Consider the following 26,709-nt stretch of genomic DNA (forward strand, 5'->3'; position numbering starts at 1 on the left):
TAGGATCGCGCCATGCGCACGGCCACCAGCACCGACCGTCATCCTCTCACCGCCGACGGCTCGGTCGAGCTGGCCGTCCTCGAACGGTCCGGCTTCGACGAGAGCCGTCACGTCGGCGCGGGGGGTCGTCGTCGGCGCGGACGGCACCGTGCTCGACGCCGTCGGCGACGTGGGCGCCAGCATCTACCCCCGATCGACGATGAAGCCCCTGCAGGCGCTGGCGGTCCGACGCGCCGGGGCGCTCTTCTCGGGCGCGGAGCTGGTGATGACGACGGCGAGTCACGCCGGGACACCGTCCCACCAGTCCCTCGCGATGCGGATGCTCGAGCGCTTCGACCACGTCGAGGAGGACCTCGGGTGCCCGCCCGACCTGCCGTTCGACCGGGACACCGCCCGGAGCATGACGGGTCCCCGTCGGCTGGCGATGAACTGCTCGGGCAAGCACGCCGGCATGCTCGCCGCGTGCCGGGTGCACGGGTGGGACGAGGCGACGTACCTCGACATCGAGCACCCGCTGCAGCAGGCGGTCCGGAGCACGGTGGAGGACGCCACCGGCGAGGTCGTCGACGTCGTCGGGACCGACGGCTGCGGCGCACCGGTGTTCCCGCTCACCCTCACCGGACTGGCGCAGGGCATCGCCGGGGTCGTGGCGCGTGCCGACGAGGACTCCGCCGCCCTGACCGACGCGGTCCTGGCGGATCCGTGGGCGATCGACGGCGTCGGCCGGGCGAACACCGTCACCATCGAACGACTCGGTCTCCTCGCGAAGCTCGGGGCGGAGGGCGTCATGGTGATGGGTGTGCCGGGCGGGCCGGCCGTCGCCGTCAAGGTGCTCGACGGAGCCCTCCGTGCCGGGACGCTCGCGGCCCTGACGTTGCTCGTCCGCAACGACCTGGTCGACGCCGTCGCCGCGGACGAGGTGCTGCAGGCGACCGGCGAGCGTGTCCTCGGTGGCGGTCTGCCGGTCGGCACGGTCCGCGTCGGAGCGGGTCTCCGCTGAGCTGACCGGGGGGCGACGAGACCGGCCCTCCGGACGCACCGTGCCGGATGGACACGTCCCGGACCCGACCGGGGAAGCCGATGCCCTCTCGGTCCCCCCGCCCGTGCCCGCTGTGGTCGTCGGCGAGGGACGAGCGCTCGTCCGCGGAGAGCACGAGGAGCGGCAGCGTCGGCATGATGACCGTCCCGACGTCGTCGTCCCCGGCGGTGTCCGCGGTGCCCCCCGACCCGGTGTCTCCCGGTCAGCCGGCACCCGTAGCGCGTCACGTCCACGACGGCACCCGTCCGGCGCGGGGTGGCCGCGAGCCCGGGGACCAGGACGACGGTCCCGAGCAGGGCACCGTCGTCGGCGACCGCCGCCGCCGCCGCGTGCCCCTCGGGGAGCCCGGCGCGGGCGGCGCGGCGGCCGAGCACGCCCGTGTCCGCCGCGACACGGAGCTCTGCGCCGGGCACGTCCGGTCCGGCGCGCGGCACGAGGCCCTCGAGCTGGTCGACGAGGGCTTCGAAGACGGCGAGGGCCAGCGCGCCGCGACCACGCACGACGACTCCGCCGGCAGCGCCGACCGTGACGATCCGGCCCGCGGGGTCCCGCCCGACGACCAGTTCCCCACCCGGCGTCGGCGGGAACGCGCAGACGTCCGCGTCTGGCCCGGTCCCGCCGCACCGGTCGTCCGCGGGACCGGCCGCCGATGCCTCGCCGCCGCACCGGTCGTCCGCGGGACCGGCCGCCGGGCCTGGCGGGACGACGACCGTCGGTGCTCGCGGAGAACCGTCAGCCGGTCGCGCCGCGAGACCGAGCACCGCGACGACGGCCGCCGCCACGAGCAGCACCGTCCGGTCGTCGCCGGTGGACACGACGGCCCAGACCGTCACGAGGATGGCGACGGCCGAGGCGACGCTCCGAGCGGTCCGCGGGTCCATGCGCCCATCGCACCGCACCTGACCGTTGCGCGGCGCCTGCTCCGGGCCGCTGTGGAGAACCGGCGCGGAGCAGGTCGGTCGTGGACGAGCGGCCCCGCCACGAGGCGGTGCTGCGCGCGCACCGGCCCGACCTCACTGGACGAGGAAGAACTGCTCCCCGATGTCGACGCGTGCGCCGCGCTCGACGCGGTACCGCCGTCCGGGCTCGCACCGCCGGATCGACCCGTCGATGTGCCGGATCATCGTGCCGTTGCCCGAGTAGCGGTCGGAGACCCAGAGGTCGTCACCGTCCCGCCCGAGTTCCAGGTGGGTCTTCGAGACGGACTTGCCCGGGTCGCGGATCGTCAGCAGGCCGTCGAACTGCTCGTCGGCTTCGGGGCGCGGGAGTCGGCCGAGCAGCGCGGACCCGTGCACGCCGAGGCGCTCGCCCGTGCTGAAGTGCAGCAGGAACGGAGCCTGCGCGGGTGCGCGGGACACGATCCGGGTCTCCTCGACGTCCTCGTCCGGGCCCGCGTCGTGGTCCGTCGGAACGGCGGCACCGGTCGCCTCGGTCGCACCGGACCGCGGCGGGGCGACCGGCGGGAGCGGGGCGGCGACCGGTGGGACGGGAGCACCGTCGGACGTGAGCCGGGGGGCTCGTGCCGGGCAGGGCCTCCGCGCCGGGTCCGTCGGCACGGTCGACGGACGGCGCACCGACCGACTCATCGGGTTGTGCGTCGGACGCTCCAACCGGACGGGCCGCACCGTGGTCGTCGGCGTCGTCGTCCGGCACGACGGCCGTCGTCCCGTCGGTCCCGGCCTGGCCGGCGCCGTCATCGTGACCAGCGCCGTCATCGTGACCAGCGCCGTCGTCGTGACCGGCGGCGCCGTCGTCGTGAGCGTCGTCGGAGGTGGAGGAGGGGCGACCAGCCGCATCCGAGTCCGCGGCGGCAGGGGCCCCCGGGGTGCTCGTGCTCACCGGACCGCTGTCCGGACCGCGGTCGTCGAGGTCCTCGTGGCCGTCGCGGTCCGCCGACGCGTCCTGGTCGTCGGACGGTTCCCCAGCACCGGGCGCATCGGGAGCGACGGGTGCCACGGCGCCGTCGCGCCCACCAGGGGCGACGTCGTCCCGGCCGTCCGCGTCCGGACCGCTGCGGGCGGCGTCGTCGTCCGCGTCGGGGAGCTCGCCGGAGTCCGCGTCCGGCAGTCCGTCCGACTCCTCGGTCAGGTCGTGGGCGTCGGAGACGGCGCTGCGGAGGGCGTCCTCGTCGGCGGCCCAGTCCGGGCGGGCGAGCGGGAGGGGCATCACCGGCCCCGTGAAGGCGGCGGTCACGGCGGGGCGGACCGATCCGCACTCCTCACAGAAGATGTCGTCCGGCTCGAGGGTGTGGCCGCAGACGTGGCAGACCGTGCTCTGGCTGCCCGGGGCGACGAGCGGTGTGGGGCGCGGAGCCCGGCGCTCGGCCGGCAGCTGGAAGACCGCGGTGTCGCCCGGCCGCGGCGCATCGTCCGTCCGCTGCACGACCGCGTCGTCGCCGGTCCCCCCCGGGAGTCGTCTGCTCGCTCGTCGCCTCGGCGGACGGGGCGCGACCGATCCACCAGGACGGTCCGGTCGGAGGGGCGGCGGGCGTCGGCGGCGGTGACCAGACCGGCTCGACGACGGCCGACCCGGCCCCTGTCGACGGGGGCGTGTCCCCCCTGGTCCGCCGCTCCGCGCTCGTCCCAGGCGTCGGCGCGCTGGACCTCCGGGTCGTCCTGCGGCGCGAGCGTCTCGGCGGGGAAGGCATCGGGGTCGAGCGTCGGTTCGACGGGTTCCGCTCCCGGGCCCTCGATCGAGCGACCGGTCCAGTCGCCGAGACCGGTCCCGGAACCGTGCACGTGCGACGGCGCGCTCCGCGGGGCGAGGTCGTCCGCTGTGGGAGTGCCCCGATCGACGGAGGCGGCTGGCTGCCCGGAGCCCGCTCGCGGGGGAGGCGTTAGCGTCGTGGTCCTGGTGCTCCGTCCCGGTCCGGTCCTGGCGACCCGCCGTCGTGGCGTCCGCGACCGGGGACGCGCCGTGGTCGGCACCGGTCAGCCATGCGCGCGTGGCCGGGTCGAGAGTGGACTCGGGCAGCCAGCCGTCGGCAGCGGGATCGACCCCGCGTCCGGGGACGCCGGGCTGCTGCAACGGGGGGCGGGGTGCCACGGTCGACGGCTTCCGCGGGTGCGGTGCGACGCGCTGCCGAGGTCGTGACGGCTCGTCCGCACTCACCGCAGAAGATCGCTCCGTCCGGGAGCGTCGATCCGCAGTGTTCGCATCTGATCACAGGGTGCCTCTGTCCTCGTCCGACCGTCCGTCAGGTGGTTCCGGCCTCCGGACATCGTAGTCACCGCCGCTCCGAGCGCCCTCCGCTCGTCCGGAGTCGGCGGACCCAGCGGCCGGAGCGGAGTGAACGCAACGAGACGGCGGCGCGGAACCGCTCCCGCCGCGTCCGCCCGGACCGCAGCTCGGCCACGGCCGCGTCGGTCGCGTCCCACATCCGGTCCGCCGTCCGGTCGTCGACGTCCGACGGGCCGAAGACCGCCCGGTCCGCCAGGGCCGAGAGGCCGGTCGCTGCGTCTCCCGGTGCCGCCACCGCGACCTCGCGCCGGGTGGCGGTGGCGGCGACCGCATGACCGTTGTCGAGCAGGGCGTCCCGGTACTCGTCCCAGGCGCCGACGACCCGGGCCCGTGCGGCCGGGGCACGGCGGCGACGACGACGGCGGAGGCGCTTCAGGACGAGCACGACGACGATCGGCAAGAGCACGAGCGCCGCGACCCCGAGCACGCCCAGCGCCCACGGCAGCACCGCGAGGAGCAGCTGCAGCCAGAACGGGCGCGCGGGCGGGGCGTCCGGGTCGGCCTGCGGCGGCGTCTGCTGCTCCTGCACCTGGGGTTCCGCGGGCGGCGGCGGGACGATGGTCTCGGGACGGGTGACGGGCTGCGGCGTCTGGTCGGACTCCTCGGGGATCTCCCGGACGACGGGGTTCGGGTCGAGCAGGACCCACCCGTACTCGGCCGTGTCCACCTCGATGCGTGCCGTGACGTCACTCCCCCCGGAACGTCGTGCGGCCACCGGCACCGGTGGCGGGCGTCGTCCCGGAGTCACCGCCCGCCGTGAACCCCATGACGACCCGCGCCGGGAAGCCGATCTGCTGCGCCATGAGCGCGGCCGCGACGGCGTACTGCTCCTGGTCCCCCCACCACGGGCTGGCCGGTGAGCAGCTCCTCGATGCGGTCGGCCCCGTGCCCGGACCGGCTCGCGCGGTCGTCGCCGACGCCGTGGCTCACGTACCCGGTGCGGGCCAGGGCCGAGAGCGCTGCGACGAGTCGGGCCCCGTCGGACGCGCCGGGCTCGGACACGGCCTGCACGGCGTCCCGGACCGCGTCCGGCACGGCCCGTGGCGTCGGCACCGAGGCCGTCCCGGGGCGGGCCGCCGTGAGTTGGCGCTCGGACGGCTGGGCGGGCAGGACCGCGGAGAGCGTGTAGCGGGTGCCCGCGGAGACGCCGCCGACGAGCGCACCCGTGCTGGTCGCGCGGTCGTAGAAGAACCCGGTGCGGTCCCGGTCCGCGGTGCGTCCCTGGAAGGTCACCGTCTCGAGGTCGCCGACGGTGGGCAGCCAGACGTCCCGGTACCCGTCGACCGTGACGCCCACCCTGACGCGCGTGCCGCGGACACCGGACACGTCGACCGAGGTCGGGACGCGCTCGAACGTCCCGGACGCGGTGGCGCCGTCCGGGCCACCCACGCGGTAGACGACGCCGTCGTAGGTGTCGAGGGTCGCGATCCGGACGAAGCCGCCGCGCGGCAGGCCGGTGACGGTGAGCTGCGGGACGTCGACCTGGTCGTCCTCCTGGTAGGCGCGGAAGCCGCTCAGCGGGCTGACGTGGTCGCGCGGGTCGAACGGCCGCACGACGTCGGTCCGTGCCACGGTCCGGCCCGTCGACGGCGGGACGAGGAGCCCGAGCCCGGTCGCGACGAGGGCCGCCGCCGCGATCGTCGCGGTCCCGACGAGCGCCGGCCGCACGACCGCCCGGAGCACCGGGACGGGCTGGCCGACGGTCTCGGCGACCGTCGTGGCCCGCCGGACGTGCCGGACGCTGAGCGCCCAGACCAGCGCGGCACCCACGAGCGCGACCGCCAGGGCGACCGAGGTGGCCAACCGGGTCGGTCCGACCGCCACCCCCCGCGGCGAAGACCACGAGCGGTGCCAGCCCCGCCACCTCCGGACGGGAGGCCCGGGTCGCGACCGTCACGCCCACCACCGTCGCGAGGAGGGCCGTCACGAAGTACGGCACGAGCAGCGCCTCGTAGGACCCGACCGGCAGGCTGACGGTCACGAGCTGCCGCCACCCGAGCGCGACGCCGGCGAGGAGGTCCACGACACCCGGTCCGGTCGGGAGGACCCCGTCCGCGCGGTCCGGGACGGCCGCGGGCACCCCGGTCACGACGAAGCCGACGACGGTGAGCACCGCCACCGCGGCCGCCGGCAGCCGGAGGACGAAGCCGAGGACCGCCACGAGGGTCCCGACCACCACGGCCGTCGTGCCGGCGACGACCATCGCGCCGTCGCGGTGCACGGGCCACCAGGCGACGCTCGCCAGGGCGACGAGGACCCAGACGGCCGCGGTGCCCGCGACGAGGCGCACGACGGGACGACGACGACGCGCCGGCGGTCGACGTGCGGCGCCGCGGGGCCGTTCACGGAGGGGCGTCGTCGTCATGCGGCAGCCGACCGGTGCAGCGCGTGCCGGAGGTCCTCGAGGTACCCGATCGTCAGCACGGTCAGTCCGGCGACCCGGACCGAGCGCGGGACGGCCTCGGGCTCGCACACGACGGCGACGACCTCGACCCCGACCGGGAACCGCGTCGCCGCGAGGCGGAGGGCGGGCAGGCCGACCGCGCTGCCGACGACCAGGAAGGCGACCGAGATGCCTGCCGCGTCCCGCCCGACGAGTCGCGCGACCTCGGCGACCGGCAGGCATGCCTCGGCGAGGCGGACGCTCGCGAAGGCGTCGAGCAGCCGCGTCGGCGTGACGGTCGGCAGTGACTCGAGCGCGTACACCGGGCGCTTCGCGAACTCGGGGGGTGCGTTCGGACACCACGACGGTGACCTCGCGGCCGTCCCGGACCGCTCGAGTGCCGAGCGAGGCGGCGGCGCTGACGGCCAGCTCGAACTCGTCCTCGTCGCGGTACTCGGTGTCCGAGACACCGAGGGCGACGACGAGGTGCGACCGACGCGTGTCCTCGAACTGCCGCACCATGAACGCACCGGTCTTCGCCGTCGACTTCCAGTGGATGGTGCGCGGGTCGTCCCCGGGCATGTACTCGCGGACGGCGTGGAAGGCGATGTCGGCCGGGGACAGGTCGTTCGTCGCCTGCCCCTCGAGGTCCCGTACCAGGCCGGTGCTCGTGGAGGGGATCGCGACCGTGCGCGGGTGGACGATGACCTGTTCCTGCTCGGCCCAGACGAGCTCCCGTCGGACGAGCCCGACCGGGTCGGCACGGACGCCGGTGACCGGACCGACGTCGAGGACACCGCGGCGCGTGGTCGGCACCGGCACCCGGCGGACGTGGGTCCCGTGCGGCGCGACGACCGGCACCGCCACGTCGACGAGCCCGTTGCCGACCGGCAGTTCGAGCGTCGTGGGCACGGACGGGAGGCGCGTGGGGTTCTCGGCGGTGACGGTCACCTCGGCGGGGTCGCCGACCGCGACGCGGTGCTGCGGGAGGGTCATGCCCACGACGAGGCGCGACCGCCCGACGAGCGCCACCGCCGCCACGACGGCGAGGACCGCGCCGGCCCACCCGACGACGACGACCTCGCGGAGGCCGAACCGGTACCCGACGACGAACGCGACGACGGTCAGTGCGAGCACGGTCCAGCCGAGCCCGGTGACGACGGCGGCGACCTCGTCCCGGACACGCGTGACGAGCCTCCCGGCCGTGCGCCACACGCGGACGACACCGACGACCGCCTCGGCGGCGACGCCGTCGCGGTCACCGACCAGACGGGTCCGGACGTTCGTCATGCCGGCGACCGTCCCGGTGCGACCGTCGACCGTGGCACGACGCGACCGCGTCGCGGACGGGCGACGCGAGCGCGTGGCGACGGGCCGGCGGTCGGTCACCGCGGCGTCCGGTCCGCGGGCGGCGGCGTCTCGACGAGGATCTGTCCGATGACGCTCGACGCGCTGACGCCGTCGAACTCCGCCTCGGCGTCCAGGACGAGGCGGTGGGCGAGCACCGGCTCGGCCAACGCCTTGACGTCGTCCGGTGTGACGTAGTGGCGCCCCTGCACCGCGGCGTAGACGCGTGCGGCGCGGACGAGGCCCATGGCACCGCGGACGCTGACGCCGAGTCGGACCTCGCCGGCTGCGCGGGTCGCGTCGACCAGACGAGCGACGTAGTCGGCGATGACCGGGTCGACGTGCACGGTGCGGGCGAGCGCGGCGAGCTCGGTGACGCTGGCGGCGGGGACGACGCTCGCGAGCGGGACGGCGGCGGACGGCGCCGAGGACGTCTCGAGGATGCGGACGGTCGCAGCGTGGTCCGGGTAGCCGATCGAGGTCTTCATGAGGAAGCGGTCGAGCTGCGCCTCGGGGAGCCGGTACGTGCCGGCCTGCTCGACCGGGTTCTGCGTGGCGATCACCATGAACGGCGCGCCGAGGCGGTGGCTGACGCCGTCGACCGTGACGGCGGACTCCTCCATCGCCTCGAGGAGTGCGGACTGGGTCTTCGGGCTGGCGCGGTTGATCTCGTCCGCGAGGACGACGTTGGCGAAGACGGGCCCGCGGTGGAACTCGAACTCCTGCGCGCGCTGGTCGTAGACGCTGATGCCGGTGATGTCGCCGGGCAGCAGGTCGGGCGTGAACTGGATGCGGCTCGTCACGCCCTGCACGCTCTGGGCGAGGGCTCGGGCGAGGCTCGTCTTGCCGGTGCCCGGGACGTCCTCGAGCAGCAGGTGCCCCTCGCTGAGCATCGCGGTGACGGCCAGGCGGATCACGAAGGCCTTGCCGAGGAGCACCTGCTCGACGTTCGTCACGATGCGGGCGGCGACGTCGGCGAAGCGGGTGGCCTGCTCCGGGGTCATGGTCATGCGGGTCGTTCCTCGTCGGGTCGGGCGGGGTGCGGGCTGGCGGGGTGCGGACTGGCGGAGTGCGGTTGGCGGGGTGCTGCGGGCCGGGTCGGTGGGGTCTGGGTCGTCGCGGTCTGGATCGTCGCGGCCTGGCGGGGCACGGCTGACGAGCCGTGTCTGCCCGCGGGGCGGCCCGGCGGTCAGCCGGACGCGCCCTGGCCGGGCGGGTCGCCCGTCCCCGGTGGGTCGCCCTGTCCCGGGATCGGTGCGGGGTCGGGCGCGGGTGCGTCCGGGTCGGGGCCGACGTCGACGGGGTCGGAGTCGGTGCCTGTACGGGTCAGGTCCGCGTCGAACGACGTGGTCACGGACGCCCGGACCGACACCGTCGAGGCGTCCGTCGGCGGGGTGGGCCCGACGCTGGACCCGTCCCACGGGTTGCCGTCGCCCGCGGGCAGGACCGTGCCGTCCGCGTCGTACCAGGTGGCGGTGTAGCGGACCGATCCGACGGCGCTGCCGTCCGGGCCGCTCACCACGATCGGGTGCCCGTGCGCCGCCGTCGTCACGGACGCGGACAGGTCGAGGGCGCCCGCGGTCGCGGAGGTCCGGTCCGAGCAGAACGCGTCACCAGGGGCACCGCACGCCTGCAGGGCGACCTTCACGGCGGTGTTGCGCGACCCGGCACCGGGGACACCGGTCCAGGAGTCACCGGGCGCCAGGTCGACCGTCCCGCTCCCGGTGTCGAGGCGGTAGTGGTCGACCTTCGTGGTCGGGGCCGTGACGCGCGCGTCGACGCGGTCCGGCTGGCCTGACGCGACGAGGCCGACCGACGGAGCGACCGGAGCCGCGGGCCGTTCGTAGGCGACCGTGTCCGTGACGGCCACGCTGCAGAACAGGCCGTTGTCGGCGACGACCGCGTACCGCGTCACGCCGGCCGGCACGCCCCGGTCGACGGAGCCGGACGCCGTCCCGACGGGCGTCTCCCCGGCGAGGCTCCGGCAGGTCGGCGTCGAGCCCGCCGCGATCCGGTACGCGGCGTACGACGGCCCGCTGCCGCCCCGGCCGTCCGCCGCGCCCCAGGTCACGGTCACGGTGGACCGCCCGTCGGTGTCGGGCGTGCTGCCGGTCGAGGCGCTGAGGGCGGTGACCGTCCCGGGCGTCCCGACCGCGGCGCCCGTCGCGGAACCGGTGTTCCACTGCACGGCGGTGCCGTCGCGGGCCGCGTCGTTCCGTGCCGAGACCGTGACCGCGTACGTCGCACCGCTGAGGGCGCCGTCGAAGGTCGTGGCGGTGGCACCGCGGACGGTCTTCGTGGTGCTGAGCCCCGGCCCGGCGACGGTGACCACGTACTGGTCGACGAGGCTCCCCCCGCGACGGACGCGGCACGGCGTCCCAGCGGACGTCGAGCCGGTTCGGCGTGGTGCGGTCCGGGGCGACCGTCGTGCCGGTCGGTGCCGCGGGCACGAAGTCCGCGCTCATCGCGGCCGACTGCGCGGACGGGTCCGACCGACCGACGGCGTTCGCGGCGGTGACGGAGAACCGGTACGACGCCGTCGGGTCGAGCCCCGTGACCGTGCAGACGGTCGCGGTGCCGCAGTCCTGTGAGACGCCGTTCGTCCCCGTCACCCGGTAGCCGGTGATCGCCGAGTTGTTCGCCCGCGGGGTCGACCAGGAGAGCGTCACGCGGCCGCCCTCGGACGACCCGGTCCGGGTCGGGGTCCCGGGCGCGTCGGGCACGTCCTGCACGGAGATCGTGACGTCGCCCCACACGGACCGTGCCGTGTCCCCCCGTGACGTCGGCGACACGGTACTGCAGGTGCGCGTCGACCGGCCTCGCGTCCCGCGCGACCGTCACGCGGAGGCGCGAGCGGTCGGCAGTCGGGGTCACCGAGACGCCGGACGGCAGCCCGCCGCCGAGCCCGCGGATGTCGGTCACGCGGAGCGGCTCGCCGGGGAACGGGTTCGTCGGCCGGTCGTTCGCCAGGACGTCGACCGTCGTGGTCGTGCCACGGGCGACGACGGCGCTGTCCGGCGCGGGCTGCACGAGCGGTCGGGTCGAGGTCACGACGTCGACGACGATCCGGCCCGCGCGACCGGCGTTGGTCGCGTCCGCGACGCCGACGCCGACGGAGGTGCTCGTCCCGGTCCGTGCGGACTCCGGCACCCGCACGGTGAGGCGCTGCCCGGTCACCGAGGCGGTGGTGCCGCCACCCGGTCGGTCGACCACCGAGTACCGCAGCTCCGGCAGGTCGGCCGGGTACGGGTAGTCGGTGAGCTTCGTGAGGTCGAGTGTGCGGGTGTCGCCCGGCTGGAGCTCGAGCGTGGTCCCGCTCAGCGACGGCGGCTGGTTCGACCGGGGCGTGACGGTGATCGGCAGGACCAGGGTCGCGACCCGCCCCTTGCCGCCGTCGGCGTCCGAGCCGTCGGTGACCTCGAACGAGATCGACGCGTTGCCGTAGTACAGCTCGGCGGAGGTGAACTGCAGCGTCGAGCTGTCGACCACGAGCGAGCCGCCGCTGGCGTGGGTGGCCTTCACGGCACCGCGGTCGGTCAGCGTGGCGGTGCGGCCGGTGGCGGTCACGACGTAGCGGTCGAGCGGGATCCGCACCGTCGACTCGCTCCGCACCGTGACGGCGGGCGCGGACCGGTCGACCTGGGGCAGGGCGTCGTCGGTGCCGGGCACGTGGACGAAGCCGAGCGAGACGACGTCCGGCTGGTCGCGCAGGGCCACCGAGAACGGGATCACCTGCGACCGTGCCGTGATCCGCACCGCGATCCGGTCGTCGTCGGTGACGCGGGCGCCGCTCCGGTGGCCACCGACGAGGCCGACCCGGAGGTCCGCGCGCGTGCCCTCGGCCGCGAACACGTTCCGGAGCACGTCGACCGTGACGGAGTCGCGCCCGAGGACGTCCTGCAGGTCGAGCACGGTGTCGTCGACCTCGGGCCGGAGCGGCGACGCGTCGGGGTCCACCGTGACGGTGAGGAAGGCGGTGCTGGACCCGGCCCGCTCGTTCGTCACGGTGTACAGGACGGCGAAGTCACCCGCGCGCGCGGACGCGGGCGGCGTGACGCGCACCGTCTCGCCGCCGAGGACCCGGGCCCGCACGCCCGACCCCGTCGGCTCGGCGGACGCGACGCGGAGCCGCCCGCCCTCGGGGTCCGAGTCGTTCTGCAGGACCCGGACCGTCACGGTGCCACCGGGCCGGATCGTGACGCGGTCGGCCTGCGCGACCGGGTCCGACGCCTGGTCGGCACGCGGCGCGATGCCGACGCGGACCGTTCCGGTGGCGCGGGCGCCGAGAGCGTCGACCACCGTGTACGTGAACTCGTCCGTGCCGGCGGAGTAGTCGCCGGCCTCGTACGTCAGCGCATCCGTCGTGACCTCCGTGACAGCGCCCTTCTCCGGGTTCGACCCGACGCCGACGAGCTGTACGGAGTCGCCGTCCGGGTCGGTGTCGGCGAGGGGCACCGCGATCCGGACCGTCTGCCCGGCGACGACGCGGGCCGTCACCGTCTGGGGCACCGGGGCGCTGTTCGTCGTCCGGTCGCGGTCGCGGACCGAGATGGAGACGGTCGCGTCGGCGGTCTGCCCGTCCGGGCCGGCGACACGGTAGGCCGCCGTGTACGTGCCCGGCGTGGTCGGTGCGAGGTACCGGAGCCGGTCGCCCGACACGAACAGCAGGCCGCTGCCGCCCGGGACGTCCTGCACCAGGTCGGGCAGCAGCGTCAGCGAGCCGCCCTCGGGCTGGGTGTCGTTCGCGAGGACGTCGATGTCCGTCACGTCCCCGACGCGGACCGTCGCCGTGTCCGGCTGGGCCACCGGCGGCTGGATGCGGTCCGGCTCCGGGATCTCGACGACGGTCACCGTGCCGGTCGCCGAGGCCAGTCCGTTCGACACCGTGTACCGGAAGGACACCGGGCCGGCCAGCGGGGCGGTCAGCGTCACGCGGACCACGTGCTGGTCGAGGACGCTCGCCTGCACGCCCGATCCGTCCGCGGGGCCGTCGAGCCCGGTCACGAGGAGGACGCCGCCGGACGGGTCGGAGTCGGTCGCCGTGACGTCGGTGTCCTTCGTGCCGAGGGTGTTGACGAACACGGTCTTCGGCGTCGTGACCGGGGCGCTCGAGGCGTCGGGCGGCGCGAGCACCGTGACCCGGACGACGCCGCTCGTGGTCTTGACGCCGTCGGTGACCGTGTACTCGAGTTGGGCGTCGCCGGCGGCCCGCGCGACGACCCGGAAGGTGCCGGCGTCGTAGGACGGGGTGATGGTCAGGCCGGACGCCGACGACACGCTCGTCAGCGTCACCGTGCCGTTCCCGCCGCGGACGTGCTCGAGCGGGTCGACCGTGAAGGGCTTGCCGGCGTACCCGGAGACGGGGAACGAGTCGGCGCGGAGCGGGACGTCCCCGGGCGCGGCGACGTCGACCGTGACCGAGCCCCGACCCTGGTCGCGGCCGTCGCTCACGACGACCAGCTGCGTCCGCTCGCCGGTGCGGCCGCTGTCGTTGCGGTAGTCGAGCAGCCCGTCCGGCGTCGTCGAGGCCGCGTCCCCGTCGGACGGCGTCGCCGAGCGGAGGAACACGGGGTCGCCGTCGGGGTCGATCCAGTCCCCGAGGACGTTCGTCGTGACGTGGCCGCCGCGCACGACGTCGGCCCGCGTGTCCCGGACCTGCCGCGGCGGCTCGTTGACCGAGTCGGAGCGGACCGTGACGCGCACGGCGGCCGTGTCCGAGCCTCCGTTGCCGTCCGTGATCGTGTACGGGAAGGTCAGGACGCCGGACGCGTCGTCGGGCAGGGTGACCTGCAGCCGCTGCCCGTCGGACACGATCGCGACGGTGCCGCGAGCCGCCGGGACCGTGCCGACCTCGCTCACGACGAGCGGGTCGCCGTTCGGGTCGTGGTCGTTGAGGAGGACCGGGAGGGTCGTGGTGCGTCCGGGACGCGCCCCGAGGTCGTCGTCGACGGCGACCGGCGGCGCCTGGTCCTCCTGCACCTCGGGGTCGTCCTCGGCGATGCGCTCCTGCTGGCGGTCGTCCGCGCGGTCGACCAGGTCCGCCCAGTTGTCGATGAGCTGCCCGCTCCGCCCGACCGCCCACGTCCGGCCGCTTTCCGGGTCGTTCGCGACCACCGCGGCGCCGTTGTGCACGATCCGGAGGGCGGCACCCCCCCGGGACGCGGTCGAGGTCCTGCACGGCCCGGCCGGCGCACGTGTCGACGGCCTGACCACCGTTCCAGGCACCGTACGTGCACGAGCCGCTGACGAGGGGTCGTGCGGCCCGCCCGGAGACGGCGAGCGGGACGGCGTCGACGGAACCCGACGGCCCGACCCGGACGAGGCCGGTCGCACCGGCGACGGTGACGCTCGCACCACCGTCCGACGACCGCTGGAGCGCGGGTGCCGCGCCGACACGGCTCGCGAGGTCGACCCGGCGCCCGTCCACCGCGAGCACACCGTCGGTCTGGTCGAGCACGGCGACGTGGTCGCCGAACGCGGCGACCTGTAGGTCGTGCGTGCGGTCCATCCGGACCGTCCACCGGTGCGCGACGGTCGGCGTGGCACCGAGGTCGACGAGGGACGCGGTCGACGTGCGGGGCGAGTAGACGGCGACGCGGTCGTCGGCGGCGTCGAACACCGCGTCGGCGCCGAGCGTCAGGTCGGCCTTCGTCGAGGCGTCGAAGTCCTCGAGCGCGGACGCGGGCGTGGTCCAGAGCTCGCCGGTGTCGCCGTTCCCGACGACCGCGGTGCGCCCCGCGAAGAAGACGTCCGGGCTGCCCGCGGGCAGCGTGACGGCGTCACCCAGGGTGGCGTCCGCGACGTCGACCCGTGCGACCGTCCCCTTCGTCCGGTCGACGCTGTACACGGTCGACCCGTGCTGCAGGACGTCGACGGCGTCGGAGGACGTCGACACCGCGGTGTTGAGCTCGAGCACCCCGGGGTTCGCGCGACCGACCGCGCCGTACTCCGCGGACGGCACCCAGACCGTGCCGTCACCGAGGTCGACACGCTGCGTGTGGTACCCGGTCGACACGAGAGCCGTCCCGGTGACGACCGCGCCGACGACGACGGCGACCACGGACGTCAGCGCCGCCGACCGGTGCGCGCGGAACAGCCGCCGGATCACGAGGCGCCGCCGATCGTCGCGCACCGCTGGTCGCTCACGGCCCCGGTACGCCCGTCCCGGTTCACCGCGACGGTGACGCACTCCTCGACACCCGAGCGTCCGGTGACCACGAAGGACGTGCCGGACTGCTGGCTCGTCGACCCGCCCGAGGTGACGACGTACGTGTCCCCGGGGCGCAGGCCCGGGTCGTCCCAGCGGAACGTGACCGACGACCCGGTCGTGCTCGTGCTGATCCCGGCCACGGTGGGGATGGACGCGTCGGCGTCGCGGGTGACGACCACGACGGCCGTCACCGCCAGTGCGGCGACGACGACGGCGGACGCCACGGAGGCCCACACGACGGTCGTGCGCGGGCCGCGTCGGGCGCGGGCGGACGAGCCGGTGCGGTGCACCGTCCCGACGCTCCGCGAACCGGTGCCGTCGACGCCACCGAGGACGGCTCGGCGTCGACGCCGTCGGCGACCGGCACGGACGGGAGGCTGGAGGGCGCGGACCACGGTCCGGTCACCCTCTGCCGTCGGTGTCGTCACGGCCCAGCTCTCCACGGCGACGTCGGCATGCGTCTGCGGGAGGCCGAGCTCGGCCTCGACCTGCTGGAACCCACGCACGAGGTCGAGGACGGTCGCGGGGCGGTCCGCGGGACGACGGGCCATGCCGGCGGCGAGGACGCGCTCGAGGGTCGGGGGGGACGTCCGGCCGTCCGGTGGGGCGTGGGCCGCCCTTGTCGATGCGGGCCATCAGGTCGGCGGCGCCGTTCGCACCGCCGGGGACCTCGAACGGGCTCCGCCCGGCGAGCAGGGTCGAGATCGTGGCCGCCAGCGAGTAGACCTCGGACTGGATCGACCCGCGGGACTCGTCGGACAGCACCTCGGGTGCCGACCACGGGATGGACATGCCGATCGGCTCGTCGGGGTCGGCCTCACCGAGGGACGCGGCGATGCCGAAGTCGCTGAGGACCGGGTTGCCGTAGGCCGTCATGAGGATGTTCGACGGCTTGACGTCCCGGTGCAGCACGCCCTCGCGGTGCGCGGTCTCGAGCGCGGCACCGATGCGCACACCGATCGAGAGGACCTGCGACACCGGGACCGGCTCGCGCCGGTAGCGGTCGCTCAGCGACGACGAGCACAGCTCCATGACGAGGTAGGGCCGTCCGTCCGCCGCGACGCTCGCCTGGAAGACGGTGAGGATCGAGGGGTGGGTGCTCAGCCGGGCCATGAGGTTGGCCTCGAGCTGGAACATCTGGCGGACGCGGTCGTCGACGACCTCGTCGAGGAGGACCTTCACCGCGACCTGTCGACGCGGCATGTCCTGCTCGTAGAGGAAGACGTCGGCGAAGCCGCCCGACCCGAGCACGTGCACGGCGGTGAAGCCGGGCAGGACGGGAGGGCTCGACGGCAGCCGGCGGGCCATGGTCGCTCCTTCCCGGCCGGACGGCCTGCTCTCGACACGGTCAGGACAGTCTACGAAGCAGCGGTGACGGCTCGGGGCCGGTCGCCGGAGGCGGACACGCGCCGGACCCCCCAGTTCGGGGGGCCTGCGTGACCGGACGGGGCGCACCCGGGCCCTCGCGGCTCAGTGGCGCGGGAGGGTGTCGTCCACGTCGTCCGGGCCCGCCGGTGCAGCGTCGACCTGCAGCACGACGACCGTGACGTTGTCACGCCCGCCCGCGATGACCGCGTCGCCCACCAGGCGCTCGGCGAGCTCCTGCGGGTCCGCGACCTTCGCGGCGATGCGCGAGATGCCGACGTCGCCGATCTCCTTGGTCAGGCCGTCCGAGCACACCAGGTACCGGTCGCCGGTCCGCAGCGGGATCGTCCACCAGTCCGGCTCCGGCGGCTCGCCGAACCCGACGGCCCGCGTGATGACGTTGCTGTCGGGGTGCGACTCGGCGTCCTCGGCGCGGAGCACGCCGGCGTCGACCATCTCCTGCACGACCGAGTGGTCGACCGTCAGACGACGCAACGGCCCTCCGGCCTCGCTCCGGTAGGTGCGGGAGTCCCCCCACGTTGAAGACGAGCGCCGCGGGCTGCCCCTGGCCGGCGACGAGTGCGACACCGGTCACCGTCGTCCCCGCCCCGAGGGCGTTCCCGCCCGCTGCGCGCTCGATGTCCGCCGTCGCGAGCAGCAGCGCGTGCTGGATCGTCTGGCGCGATGCGAACGACTCGTCGGTCGACGCACCGAGCCGTCGGACGACGGCGTCACTGGCGCGGTCCCCCCGCGAGGTGCCCGCCCATGCCGTCCGCGACGACGAAGAACGGCGCTGCGACGATGTAGCTGTCCTCGTTGTGGTCCCGGCGTCGACCGACGTCGGTCGCCGCACCCCAGGAGAGCGTGAGGGTCTCACCCCCGGCACCGGGGACGTCGATCGCGTGGGCGGAGGCTGCTCGGCCGAGTTCGGTCACGGTTCAGGATCGCTCTCTGGTGTTCGGGACGGACCGGGGTCCGGGGAGGGACCGGGGGGACGACGTGTCGGACGGCCACCGGTCGGACGGGCGTGCGACGACGGGCGGCACCGCCCGCGTGAACGGCGACAGCACCTCGATCCCGTTGCCGTCACCGATGTCGACAACCGTACCGGTCAGCACGACCATCGAGGCGCCGGACGGCATCCGGTGCGGCGGAGCGCCCGCGGGCCGGATGACCGTGCCGTTGGTCGACCCGAGGTCGTCGACGACCGTGGAGGTCCCGGCGGCGGAGAAGCGCACGTGCGACGACGAGACGAGGCCGGTCGGCGACGCCACCGTGACGAGCTCCGGCGCCGCGCCCGGGACCACGCGCGGCGATGCCGGGCGTCGCCCGACGACCACCGGTCGGTCGAGGCGGTGCACGCGGTCGCCGATGCGGACGGCGGGCACCGGGACGGACGGCGTCCACCGAGCTGCCGGGCCCGACGTCTGGGCGGACGCGGACGCCGATGCTCCGTCCGACCCGGCCGCCGATGCTCCGTCGGACCCGGCCGGCGCACCGGGGGAGTCCGCTGCCGACGCTCCCCCCAGGTGCCCGCAGCCGGGCGGGCAGCGCTGCCGACGGTGTCACCGAGGTCGTCCGGCTCCGCATCCCGCCGGCGCGCAGGACGGAGCACGGTGTCGTCGAGGTCGTCCTCGTCGTGCACGTGCGGCTCCTCCCGTCGGCACCCCCCACCGTAGACGATGCGGTGCACCGGGGCTTCACCTCCGCCACGCCGCGCGGGCGCCGGCGCGACAGGTCCGCAGCACGAGCCCGGCGAGCGGGTCGTCCGCCCGGACCGCGAGGGCGTGGCGCGCCCGGGTCGTCGCCCGGAGCTCGGAGCCGAGGGCCCACGAACACCAGGCTCCGAGTGCGAGGGCACCGGCGACACCGATCTCGGACAGCCCGGAGTCCGATGACCGCGTCCACCGACGCCACGCCTCGACGCACCGGTCCCCCCGCGGTCCGCACCCGGTCCCGATCCGGTTCCGGACCCGAACCGTGCAGCGCCGACGGCGTCGGCTCGCTGAACGGGTCGAGCGGCCGGACGTCCGCGGCGTCCATCGGACCCGGATCGGCGAGGAACCGGACGAGGGCGAGCCGGGTCGCGAGCGCCCCGCAGGCGGTCGTGACCGCGACTGCTCCCGACGCACTGAGGTCCTCCGGAGCGACGAGGGCACGGGCGGCTGCCGGCAGGGTCACGGCAGCGGCGATCTCGCGGGTGTGTCGTGTGTACGGGTCGGTCGTGGTGCTGATCGTGGTGGTCTCCATGCCGACAGCCTGCCGACCGGCGACCACCGCATCGTCACTCCCGGCCCGACCCGTGGACGTGCCTGCCGCGTCCGCACCCTGTGGACGAACGGTCGGGACGGCAGGGGACGGCGGTCAGGCCGTCGCCGGCTCGAGGCTCTCTGCGACGAGGTCCCATGCGTCCCCGCGGCGTTCGAGGTCGACCCCGTTCCCCGCTGCCCAGTCGACGAGGTCCGCCGTCGACGAGACCGCTGCACCGGTCCGACCGAGCAGCGCGACGAGCCGTCCCTTCGCGGTCTTGTTCCAGTGGTTCAGCGCCTTCCGCCGCCCGTCCGCGGTGACGGACACCACCCGCAGGACCACGGCGCCCTCGACCGGCCCGAGTGCCCGGTACCCCTCCGAGCGGAGGTCGAGCACGAGCCCCCCCGGTGCGGCCCGTCAGGGCAGCACCCGCCGGGGCCGGCCAGTGCGTCGCGAGCCGGAGGCCCGGCAGTCGGGAGTCGTGCGACAACCGGTACGCCGGCACCGGGTCCGCTGCCCCGACCGGCCCGAACATCGCCGACTGCACGACGACGTGTTCCGCCCACCACGCACGCGTGGTGGCGTCGGCCGCCGGCACGTCGAGCGGGTCGTAGAGCACGCCCGTGTAGCGCTCGATCGCCGGCATCGTCGGACTCTCGTGCAGCACGAGGTTCCGGAGCCGTTCCGCGACCGACCTCGGTCCGAGCTTGAGCGCCGCCCGCGCGGTGGACTCCTCGGAACTGACGGAGCGGGCCGCGGTGATCACCGCGGCCCGCTCTGTGGCCAGTTCCGGGAAGGAGAGCGCCCTCAGGTCGAGGGTGCGCTCCGGGTCCCCGCCCTCCCGCTTCGTCTCGGACGGCGGGAGGAGGACGGTCAGTCCGGTCAGGACGCGAGCGCGGCCTGCCGCGCCACGATCGTGACCGTGTCGTGCTCGACGGAGAGGAAGCCGTCCTCCGCGTCGACCGCGACGGTCGAGCCGTCGGCCCGCGTGATGCGGACCTGACCCTGCGCGAGGGTGGCGAGCATCGGCTCGTGTCCCGCGAGGATGCCGATCTGGCCCTCCGTCGTCCGTGCGACGACCATGGTGGTGTCGCCCGACCAGACCTCGCGGTCAGCCGAGACGACACTCACGGTGAGACCCGCCATCTCAGCGGTTCTCCTTCTGGATCTGTGCCCACTTCTCTTCGACGTCGTTGATGCCACCGACGTTGAAGAACGCCTGCGTCGCAACGTGGTCGAACTGGCCGTCGGCGATGGCGCGGAAGGACTCGATCGTGTCCTTCAGCGGGACGGTCGAACCCTCGACGCCCGTGAACTTCTTCGCCATGTACGTGTTCTGCGAGAGGAACTGCTGGATCCGGCGAGCACGCTCGACGGTGATCTTGTCCTCTTCGGAGAGCTCGTCCACACCGAGGATCGCGATGATCTCCTGCAGTTCCTTGTTCTTCTGCAGGATCGCCTTGACGCGGGTCGCGGTCTCGTAGTGGTCAGCACCCAGGTACCGGGGGGTCCATGATCCGCGAGGTCGACGTCAGCGGGTCGATCGCCGGGTACAGACCCTGCGACGCGATCTCACGCGACAGCTCGGTCGTGGCGTCGAGGTGCGCGAACGTCGTGGCCGGCGCCGGGTCGGTGTAGTCGTCGGCCGGCACGTAGATCGCCTGCAGCGAGGTGATCGAGTGACCACGCGTCGAGGTGATGCGCTCCTGGAGCACACCCATCTCGTCGGCGAGGTTCGGCTGGTAGCCCACCGCGGACGGCATGCGACCGAGCAGCGTGGAGACCTCGGAACCGGCCTGCGTGAAGCGGAAGATGTTGTCGATGAAGAGCAGGACGTCCTGCTTCTGCACGTCGCGGAAGTACTCCGCCATCGTCAGCGCCGACAGGGCCACGCGGAGGCGCGTTCCCGGCGGCTCGTCCATCTGGCCGAACACGAGGGCCGTCTTGTCGAAGACCCCCGCCTCTTCCATCTCACCGATGAGGTCGTTGCCCTCACGGGTGCGCTCACCGACACCGGCGAACACCGACACACCACCGTGGTCCTGCGCGACGCGCTGGATCATCTCCTGGATGAGGACGGTCTTGCCGACGCCCGCACCACCGAAGAGGCCGATCTTGCCACCCTGCACGTACGGCGTGAGGAGGTCGATCGACTTGATGCCGGTCTCGAACATCGAGGTCTTGGACTCGAGCTGGTCGAAGGCCGGGGCCTTGCGGTGGATCGGCCAGCGCTCGGTGATCTCGAGCTTCTCGTCCGTGTTCAGCACGTTGCCGAGCACGTCGAAGACCTTGCCCTTGGTCACGTCGCCCACGGGCACCGAGATCGGAGCGCCGGAGTCGCGGACTTCCTGGCCGCGGACGAGACCGTCGGTCGGCTTCAGCGAGATCGCACGGACGAGGTCGTCACCGAGGTGCTGCGCGACCTCGAGACCGATCTCCTGCGACGAGTCACCGATGGTGATCGTCGTGAACAGGAGGTTGTACATCTCGGGGATGGCGTCGTGCGGGAACTCGATGTCGACGACGGGACCCGTGACACGGGCGATCCGGCCGACACCGGGCGCCGACGACGTCTCGACCGCGGTGGTGGCGGTGTCGGTCATGGCTGGTGCCTTCCTGAGGGTGGGTTCTGTCCGCGAGCTGCGCGGACCACTACTTCTTCTTCGACGAGAGTGCGTCGGCGCCGCCGACGATCTCGGAGATCTGCTGCGTGATCTCGGCCTGACGCGCGTTGTTGGCGAGTCGGGTGAAGTCGCGGATCAGCGAGTCGGCGTTGTCGCTCGCCGACTTCATCGCCTTCTGGCGGGCGGCGTGCTCGGAAGCGGCCGACTGCAGCATGGCGTTGAAGATGCGGCTCTCGATGTAGACCGGGAGCAGGGCGTCGAGGACTGCGTCCGCGTCCGGCTCGAACTCGTACAGCGGGAGGGGCTCGTCGTTCGACGGGGCTTCCACCCCGTCGACGACCTCGAGCGGGAGCAACCGGACGACCTGCGGCTCCTGCGTGGCGAGGCTGAGGAAGCGGTTGAACACGATGTGGATCTCGTCCACGCCGCCCTCAGCCGTGTCCTGGAGGAACTTCGACACGACCGCGTCGCCGATCTCCTTCGCCGTCGAGAACTCCGGCTGGTCGGTGTTGCCGACCCACTGGCGCTCGGACGGACGCTCGCGGAACGCGAAGTACCCGACGGACTTGCGTCCGACCAGGTAGAAGACGACGTCCTTGCCCTCGCTGCGGAGCAGGGAGGCGAGCTCCTCGCCCTGCTTGAGGACGTTCGTGCTGAACGCGCCGTTCAGGCCCCGGTCCGACGTGAACAGCACCACGGCTGCACGCGTCGACGTCGCCGGCTCGGTGGTCAGCACGTGGTCGACGTTCGAGAACGTCGCCACGGCCGACACCGCCCGCGTCACGGCCCGCGAGTACGGGCCGGACGCGGCCATGCGGGCCTGGGCCTTCTGGATCCGCGACGCCGAGATCAACTCCATCGCGCGGGTGACCTTCTTGGTGGTCTTCGCCGACTTGATGCGCTGTCGGTAGACCCGGACCTGTGCCGCCATCTAGCGACGACCCTTGACGATCTGCTCCTGGTCGACGTCATCGGCCGAAGCGGACTCGACGTTCTCGGAGCCCAGGGTCTTGCCGTCGCTGGTCTGGAAGCCCTTCGTGAAGGCGTCGATCTGCTTCGACATCTCGGCGACGGTCTCGTCGCTGAGCTGGTTCGTCTCACGCAGCGTGGTGAGCACGTCCGAGTTGCGACGCAGGTGCTCGAGCAGCTCGCCCTCGAAGCGCAGCACGTCGGAGACGGGGACCTCGTCGAGCTTGCCGTTGGTGCCGGCCCAGATCGAGACGACCTGCTCCTCGACGGGGTACGGCGAGTACTGCGGCTGCTTGAGCAGCTCGGTCAGACGCGCACCACGGTCGAGCTGACGGCGCGACGCCTGGTCGAGGTCGGACGCGAACATCGCGAATGCCTCGAGCGAGCGGTACTGCGCCAGCTCGAGCTTCAGCGTGCCGGAGACCTTCTTGATCGACTTCACCTGCGCGTCACCACCGACGCGGGACACCGAGATGCCCACGTCGACGGCCGGACGCTGGTTCGCGTTGAACAGGTCCGACTGCAGGAAGATCTGGCCGTCGGTGATCGAGATCACGTTGGTGGGGATGTACGCCGAGACGTCGTTCGCCTTGGTCTCGATGATCGGGAGGCCCGTCATCGAACCGGCGCCGAGCTCGTCGGACAGCTTGGCGCAACGCTCCAGCAGGCGGGAGTGCAGGTAGAAGACGTCGCCCGGGTAGGCCTCGCGTCCCGGCGGACGACGGAGGAGGAGGGACACGGCTCGGTACGCCTCGGCCTGCTTGGACAGGTCGTCGAAGATGATCAGGACGTGCTTGCCCTGGTACATCCAGTGCTGACCGATGGCGGAACCGGTGTACGGGGCGAGGTACTTGAAGCCGGCCGGGTCGGATGCCGGGGCGGCGACGATGGTGGTGTACTCCATCGCGCCGGCGTCCTCGAGCGCACCCTTGACGGACGCGATCGTCGAGCCCTTCTGGCCGATCGCGACGTAGATGCAGCGGACCTGCTTGTCGACGTCGCCGGACTCCCAGTTGGCCTTCTGGTTGATGATCGTGTCGATCGCGATGGCCGTCTTGCCGGTCTGGCGGTCGCCGATGATCAGCTGACGCTGACCGCGGCCGACGGGGATCATCGCGTCGATCGCCTTGATGCCGGTCTGGAGCGGCTCGTGCACCGACTTGCGGGACATGACGCCCGGGGCCTGGAGCTCGAGGGCGCGACGGCCTTCCGCAGCGATCTCGCCGAGACCGTCGATCGGAGCGCCGAGCGGGTCGACCACGCGGCCGAGGAAGGCGTCGCCGACGGGCGCGGAGAGGACCTCGCCGGTGCGGGTGACCTCCTGGCCCTCCTCGACGCCGCCGAACTCGCCGAGCACGATGGCGCCGATCTCGTCCTCGTCCAGGTTCTGCGCCAGGCCGAGCGTGCCGTCCGCGAAGCGGATGAGCTCGTTGGCCATGACGCCGGGGAGGCCTTCGACGTGGGCGATTCCGTCACCGGCGTCGGTGACGTGCCCGACCTCGGCCGTGGAGGCCTTCGTCGGCTCGTAGTTCGAGACGAAGTCCTTCAGGGCATCACGGATCTCATCGGGGCTGATGGTGATGTCTGCCATGGGATTTTCCTTGTGGTTTTCCGGGGCCCTTCGGCTCCGAGAGGGTGATGCTGCCGCGGACGACAGTTCCCGTTGTGGACTTGGGTGGGGCGTCTTCGACCGTACGCTCAGCGCGCGAGCTGGAGACGGAGGTCGGCGAGCCGGGACGTGACGGTGCCGTCGATGACGTCGCCGCCGACCTGCACCCGGACCCCGCCGAGGACGGTGGGGTCGACGACCTGGTTGACGCTGATGTCCCGGCCGTACCGCTCGCCGATGCCGCGGGCGACGCGAGCCGCCTGCTCGTCGGACAGCGGGGCTGCCGTGATGACCGTGGCGACGAGCTTGTCCGCCTGGTCGGCGACGATCCGCGAGGCGTCACGGACGATCTCACCGATGCGGCGGCCGCGGGGCTGCTGCACGAGGTTCGACACGATCGTGATCGTCTGCACGGAGACCTTGCCGCCCAGGAGACGCTCGGCCAGCGAACCCTTCTGGTCGGGGCTGCCGAGCTTGGTCCCGAGCGCGAGCTCGAGGCCGGCGTCCGAACGGACCGCGGTCTCGAAGGCGAACAGTTCGGCCTCGATGGCGGTCGACTGGTCCGCCGTCGCTGCCACGGCCCGGACGGCCGCGTCCTCGATGCCGGCGAGCAGGTCCCCCCTGGGAGGACCAGCGCGATCCGGCCACCGCGCTCAGGACGGCGCGCGAGGCGTCGCTCTGACCGGCGAAGACGCGGTCGATGAGGACCTTCTTGCCGGCGGTGTCGGCGGTCGGGTCCGCGAGCAGGTTGAGCAGCTGCGGCGCACGGGCGATCGCACGCCCTGCGGCGAAGATCTCCGTCCCGACCGTGAGGTCGACGGCGCCGCCGAGGTCTGCGAGGGCCGCCCGGGTGGACGACATCGCTTCGCGGGTGGCGCTACGCATGCTCAGTGCTCCGTTCCGGCAGCCGTCTGGGCGCCCTTCGACGACTCGAGGTCGGCGAGGAAGCGGTCGACGACGGCGGTCGCCTTGGCGTCGTCCCGGAGGGACTCGCCGATGACACCCGACGCGAGGTCGAGTGCGAGCGTGCCGACCTCGGTGCGGAGCGACTGGAGCGCGCTCTGGCGCTCGGCCTCGATCTGCGCCTGGGCGTTCGCGGTGATGCGTGCGGCATCGGCCGTGGCCTGCTCGCGGACCTCGTTGCCGATCGCGGTCGCGTCGGCACGGGCCTGCTCACGGATGCGCGACGCCTCGGCACGCGCGTCCGCCAGCTGCTTGTTGTACTCGTCGAGCGCAGCAGCGGCCTGTTGCTGGGCGGCTTCGGCCTTCTTGATGCCGCCCTCGATGGCCTCGGTGCGCTCATCGAGCATCTTCGTGATGCGCGGTGTGACGACACGCCACATCACGATGAAGATGATGACGAAGGCCACCGCGGACCACACGATGTCGTACACCGGTGGGATCAGCGGATTGTGGGTCTCCTCCGCCGCGATGATGAGTGCAGTCTGCATCGAGATGCCTTACTGGGCGGTGAAGATGAAGTACGTCGCGATGCCGATGAAGGCAAGGGCCTCGGTGAAGGCGATACCGATGTACATGAGGGTGGTGAGGCGACCCTGGAGTTCGGGCTGGCGGGCCACGGACTCGATGGTCTTGCCGACGACGATGCCGACGCCGATGGCCGGGCCGATCGCAGCGAGGCCGTAGCCAACCGTCGCGATGTTGCCGTTGATCTCCGCGAGAACGGTCGTTGCGTCCACGTGTTTTCCTTTCGAGGTGCGAGTCCGACGAGTGTCGGTCCCGTAGGGGGTCAGAAGGGTGTCAGTGCTCGTCAGCCAGCGCGAGCTGGATGTAGACGGCCGTCAGCAGCATGAAGACGTACGCCTGGAGCAATCCGACGAGGACTTCGAAGAAGCTGAAGGCGATGCCGAACGCGAGCGTCCCGACACCGAACAACTTGAAGAGGCTCTCCGCGTCGAAGAAGAAGAACCAGGTCGCCGAGAAGAACAGGACGAGGAGCAGGTGCCCGACGACCATGTTCATCAGGAGTCGCAGCGTCAGCGTGATCGGACGGAGCACGAAGGTCGACACGATCTCGATCGGCGTCACGATGATGTACAGGAACCACGGCACCCCGGGCGGGAAGAGCGAGTTCCGGAGGAACGTGCCCGGGTGCTTGCGGAGGCCCGCGTAGATGAAGGCGACGTACGCGACGATCGCGAGGATCATCGGCATCGCGATGCGGCTGGTACCGGCGATGTTCATGAACGGGACGAGTCCCGTGAGGTTCATGAACAGGACGCCGAAGAAGATCGTCGCGAGGAGCGGCAGGAAGCGCTTGCCGTCCTTCTCACCCAGGTTGTCGAAGGTGTTGCGACGGACGACGTCGAAGGCGTACTCGATGAAGGCCTGTCCACGGTTGGGGACCAGCTTGAGCGCGCGGGTTCCGGCGAACGCGAAGACGAGGAGCACGGCCACCGCGAAGAAGCGGATGAGGACGATGCGGTCCATCTCGAACGCAGTACCGGCGAAGAAGATCGGGTCCGGGAAGAACTCGTTGATCGACGGACCATGGAACTCGGCGGCCTTGCTGCTCCCCGCCGCGACGGGGTTACCCGCAGCGATGAGGGACAGGGGAAGAGCGTGGGATAGCAGCGCTGTCTCCTGTGTCGGGGCGCGCACGCATGGCACGCGGAGGTGGACTGAAGTGGAGGCTTGCCCGTCCGAGCTCGT

At 73.2% G+C, this 26,709-nt stretch carries 21 protein-coding genes and 6 pseudogenes; 2 read left to right on the forward strand and 25 right to left on the reverse strand.

Going from position 1 to position 26,709, the window contains the following annotated elements:
- The first annotated feature begins 148 nt into the window (after positions 1 to 148).
- Positions 149 to 1,000, forward strand: a complete 852-nt coding sequence (locus DEJ15_RS11810) for an asparaginase (protein ID WP_284175025.1) — start codon at positions 149 to 151, stop codon at positions 998 to 1,000.
- A 1,052-nt stretch (positions 1,001 to 2,052) separates the two neighbouring features.
- Here the strand turns inward: DEJ15_RS11810 and DEJ15_RS11815 are convergent.
- From DEJ15_RS11815 to DEJ15_RS18555, 10 genes and pseudogenes are all read right to left on the reverse strand, one after another.
- Positions 2,053 to 2,397, reverse strand: a complete 345-nt coding sequence (locus tag DEJ15_RS11815) for an FHA domain-containing protein (protein ID WP_284175026.1) — start codon at positions 2,395 to 2,397, stop codon at positions 2,053 to 2,055.
- Positions 2,398 to 3,875: 1,478 nt separating this feature from the next.
- The gene (locus DEJ15_RS18535; protein WP_349814704.1) at positions 3,876 to 4,205 is read right to left on the reverse strand and encodes a zinc-ribbon domain-containing protein; all 330 of its coding nucleotides are present in this window, start codon (positions 4,203 to 4,205) and stop codon (positions 3,876 to 3,878) included.
- A gap of 60 nt (positions 4,206 to 4,265) precedes the next feature.
- Positions 4,266 to 4,946: a hypothetical protein gene (locus tag DEJ15_RS11820; protein WP_284176316.1), complete on the reverse strand. Its 681-nt coding sequence runs from the start codon at positions 4,944 to 4,946 to the stop codon at positions 4,266 to 4,268.
- A gap of 19 nt (positions 4,947 to 4,965) precedes the next feature.
- Entirely contained in the window at positions 4,966 to 5,082 is a 117-nt protein-coding gene (locus DEJ15_RS18540; RefSeq protein ID WP_349814882.1) for a hypothetical protein, read from the reverse strand.
- A gap of 1,558 nt (positions 5,083 to 6,640) precedes the next feature.
- Positions 6,641 to 6,985, reverse strand: a complete 345-nt coding sequence (locus DEJ15_RS11830; protein ID WP_284176318.1) for a hypothetical protein — start codon at positions 6,983 to 6,985, stop codon at positions 6,641 to 6,643.
- Between the two features lie 79 nt (positions 6,986 to 7,064).
- Positions 7,065 to 7,952, reverse strand: a pseudogene (locus DEJ15_RS18545) (DUF58 domain-containing protein); the annotation flags it as partial.
- Between the two features lie 95 nt (positions 7,953 to 8,047).
- Positions 8,048 to 9,019 carry an AAA family ATPase gene (locus DEJ15_RS11840; RefSeq protein ID WP_110825101.1) on the reverse strand — a complete coding sequence of 324 codons (972 nt, stop codon included), beginning with the start codon at positions 9,017 to 9,019 and terminating at the stop codon, positions 8,048 to 8,050.
- 179 nt (positions 9,020 to 9,198) lie between these two features.
- Positions 9,199 to 10,197 carry a hypothetical protein gene (locus DEJ15_RS11845; protein ID WP_284175027.1) on the reverse strand — a complete coding sequence of 333 codons (999 nt, stop codon included), beginning with the start codon at positions 10,195 to 10,197 and terminating at the stop codon, positions 9,199 to 9,201.
- A 343-nt stretch (positions 10,198 to 10,540) separates the two neighbouring features.
- A pseudogene (locus DEJ15_RS18550) lies at positions 10,541 to 10,801 on the reverse strand (fibronectin type III domain-containing protein); the annotation flags it as partial.
- A gap of 1,177 nt (positions 10,802 to 11,978) precedes the next feature.
- A pseudogene (locus DEJ15_RS18555) lies at positions 11,979 to 14,234 on the reverse strand (Ig-like domain-containing protein); the annotation flags it as partial.
- On the opposite strand from DEJ15_RS18555, the gene DEJ15_RS11855 reads away from it, so the two are divergent.
- Positions 14,134 to 14,499 (forward strand): hypothetical protein, encoded by a 366-nt coding sequence (locus DEJ15_RS11855; RefSeq protein ID WP_284175029.1) that lies wholly within the window; start codon positions 14,134 to 14,136, stop codon positions 14,497 to 14,499. The pseudogene DEJ15_RS18555 and the gene DEJ15_RS11855 overlap by 101 nt on opposite strands.
- A 614-nt stretch (positions 14,500 to 15,113) precedes the next feature.
- On the opposite strand, the gene DEJ15_RS11860 is transcribed toward DEJ15_RS11855, so the two are convergent.
- The 15 genes and pseudogenes from DEJ15_RS11860 to atpB form a co-directional block, all read right to left on the reverse strand.
- On the reverse strand, positions 15,114 to 15,647 hold the full coding sequence (locus DEJ15_RS11860; protein WP_284175030.1) for a hypothetical protein: 534 nt from the start codon (positions 15,645 to 15,647) through the stop codon (positions 15,114 to 15,116).
- Positions 15,622 to 16,527, reverse strand: coding sequence for a serine/threonine-protein kinase (locus tag DEJ15_RS11865; RefSeq protein WP_284175031.1), 906 nt, complete (start codon positions 16,525 to 16,527; stop codon positions 15,622 to 15,624). The genes DEJ15_RS11860 and DEJ15_RS11865 overlap by 26 nt, the downstream gene beginning before the upstream one ends.
- A 162-nt stretch (positions 16,528 to 16,689) precedes the next feature.
- Positions 16,690 to 17,079 carry a PP2C family protein-serine/threonine phosphatase gene (locus tag DEJ15_RS11870; protein WP_284175032.1) on the reverse strand — a complete coding sequence of 130 codons (390 nt, stop codon included), beginning with the start codon at positions 17,077 to 17,079 and terminating at the stop codon, positions 16,690 to 16,692.
- Between the two features lie 236 nt (positions 17,080 to 17,315).
- Complete coding sequence (locus tag DEJ15_RS11875; protein WP_284175033.1) at positions 17,316 to 17,519, reverse strand: hypothetical protein; 204 nt, start codon at positions 17,517 to 17,519, stop codon at positions 17,316 to 17,318.
- 3 nt (positions 17,520 to 17,522) lie between these two features.
- On the reverse strand, positions 17,523 to 17,972 hold the full coding sequence (locus tag DEJ15_RS11880) for an FHA domain-containing protein (protein WP_284175034.1): 450 nt from the start codon (positions 17,970 to 17,972) through the stop codon (positions 17,523 to 17,525).
- 976 nt (positions 17,973 to 18,948) lie between these two features.
- Complete coding sequence (locus tag DEJ15_RS11885) at positions 18,949 to 19,230, reverse strand: hypothetical protein (RefSeq protein WP_284175035.1); 282 nt, start codon at positions 19,228 to 19,230, stop codon at positions 18,949 to 18,951.
- A gap of 85 nt (positions 19,231 to 19,315) precedes the next feature.
- Positions 19,316 to 19,720: pseudogene (gene yaaA, locus DEJ15_RS11890) on the reverse strand (peroxide stress protein YaaA); the annotation flags it as partial.
- Positions 19,717 to 19,980 (reverse strand): F0F1 ATP synthase subunit epsilon, encoded by a 264-nt coding sequence (locus tag DEJ15_RS11895; RefSeq protein WP_110825108.1) that lies wholly within the window; start codon positions 19,978 to 19,980, stop codon positions 19,717 to 19,719. The gene DEJ15_RS11895 and the pseudogene yaaA, both read right to left, overlap by 4 nt.
- Before the next feature lies 1 nt (position 19,981).
- A pseudogene (atpD, locus tag DEJ15_RS11900) lies at positions 19,982 to 21,437 on the reverse strand (F0F1 ATP synthase subunit beta).
- Between the two features lie 49 nt (positions 21,438 to 21,486).
- Entirely contained in the window at positions 21,487 to 22,389 is a 903-nt protein-coding gene (locus DEJ15_RS11905; protein ID WP_110825110.1) for a F0F1 ATP synthase subunit gamma, read from the reverse strand.
- A complete protein-coding gene (gene atpA, locus DEJ15_RS11910; protein ID WP_110825111.1) occupies positions 22,390 to 24,018 on the reverse strand; it encodes a F0F1 ATP synthase subunit alpha in 1,629 nt (542 codons plus the stop codon).
- A 107-nt stretch (positions 24,019 to 24,125) separates the two neighbouring features.
- A pseudogene (locus DEJ15_RS18560) lies at positions 24,126 to 24,921 on the reverse strand (F0F1 ATP synthase subunit delta).
- 2 nt (positions 24,922 to 24,923) lie between these two features.
- Positions 24,924 to 25,487, reverse strand: a complete 564-nt coding sequence (locus tag DEJ15_RS11920) for a F0F1 ATP synthase subunit B (RefSeq protein ID WP_110825113.1) — start codon at positions 25,485 to 25,487, stop codon at positions 24,924 to 24,926.
- 9 nt (positions 25,488 to 25,496) lie between these two features.
- The gene (gene atpE / locus DEJ15_RS11925) at positions 25,497 to 25,736 is read right to left on the reverse strand and encodes an ATP synthase F0 subunit C (protein ID WP_110825114.1); all 240 of its coding nucleotides are present in this window, start codon (positions 25,734 to 25,736) and stop codon (positions 25,497 to 25,499) included.
- Positions 25,737 to 25,797: 61 nt separating this feature from the next.
- Positions 25,798 to 26,658, reverse strand: coding sequence for a F0F1 ATP synthase subunit A (atpB, locus tag DEJ15_RS11930; protein ID WP_258365879.1), 861 nt, complete (start codon positions 26,656 to 26,658; stop codon positions 25,798 to 25,800).
- Between the last annotated feature and the right edge of the window lie 51 nt (positions 26,659 to 26,709).

The organism is Curtobacterium sp. MCJR17_043 (assembly GCF_003224315.2).
In the GTDB taxonomy this organism is placed as follows: domain Bacteria; phylum Actinomycetota; class Actinomycetes; order Actinomycetales; family Microbacteriaceae; genus Curtobacterium.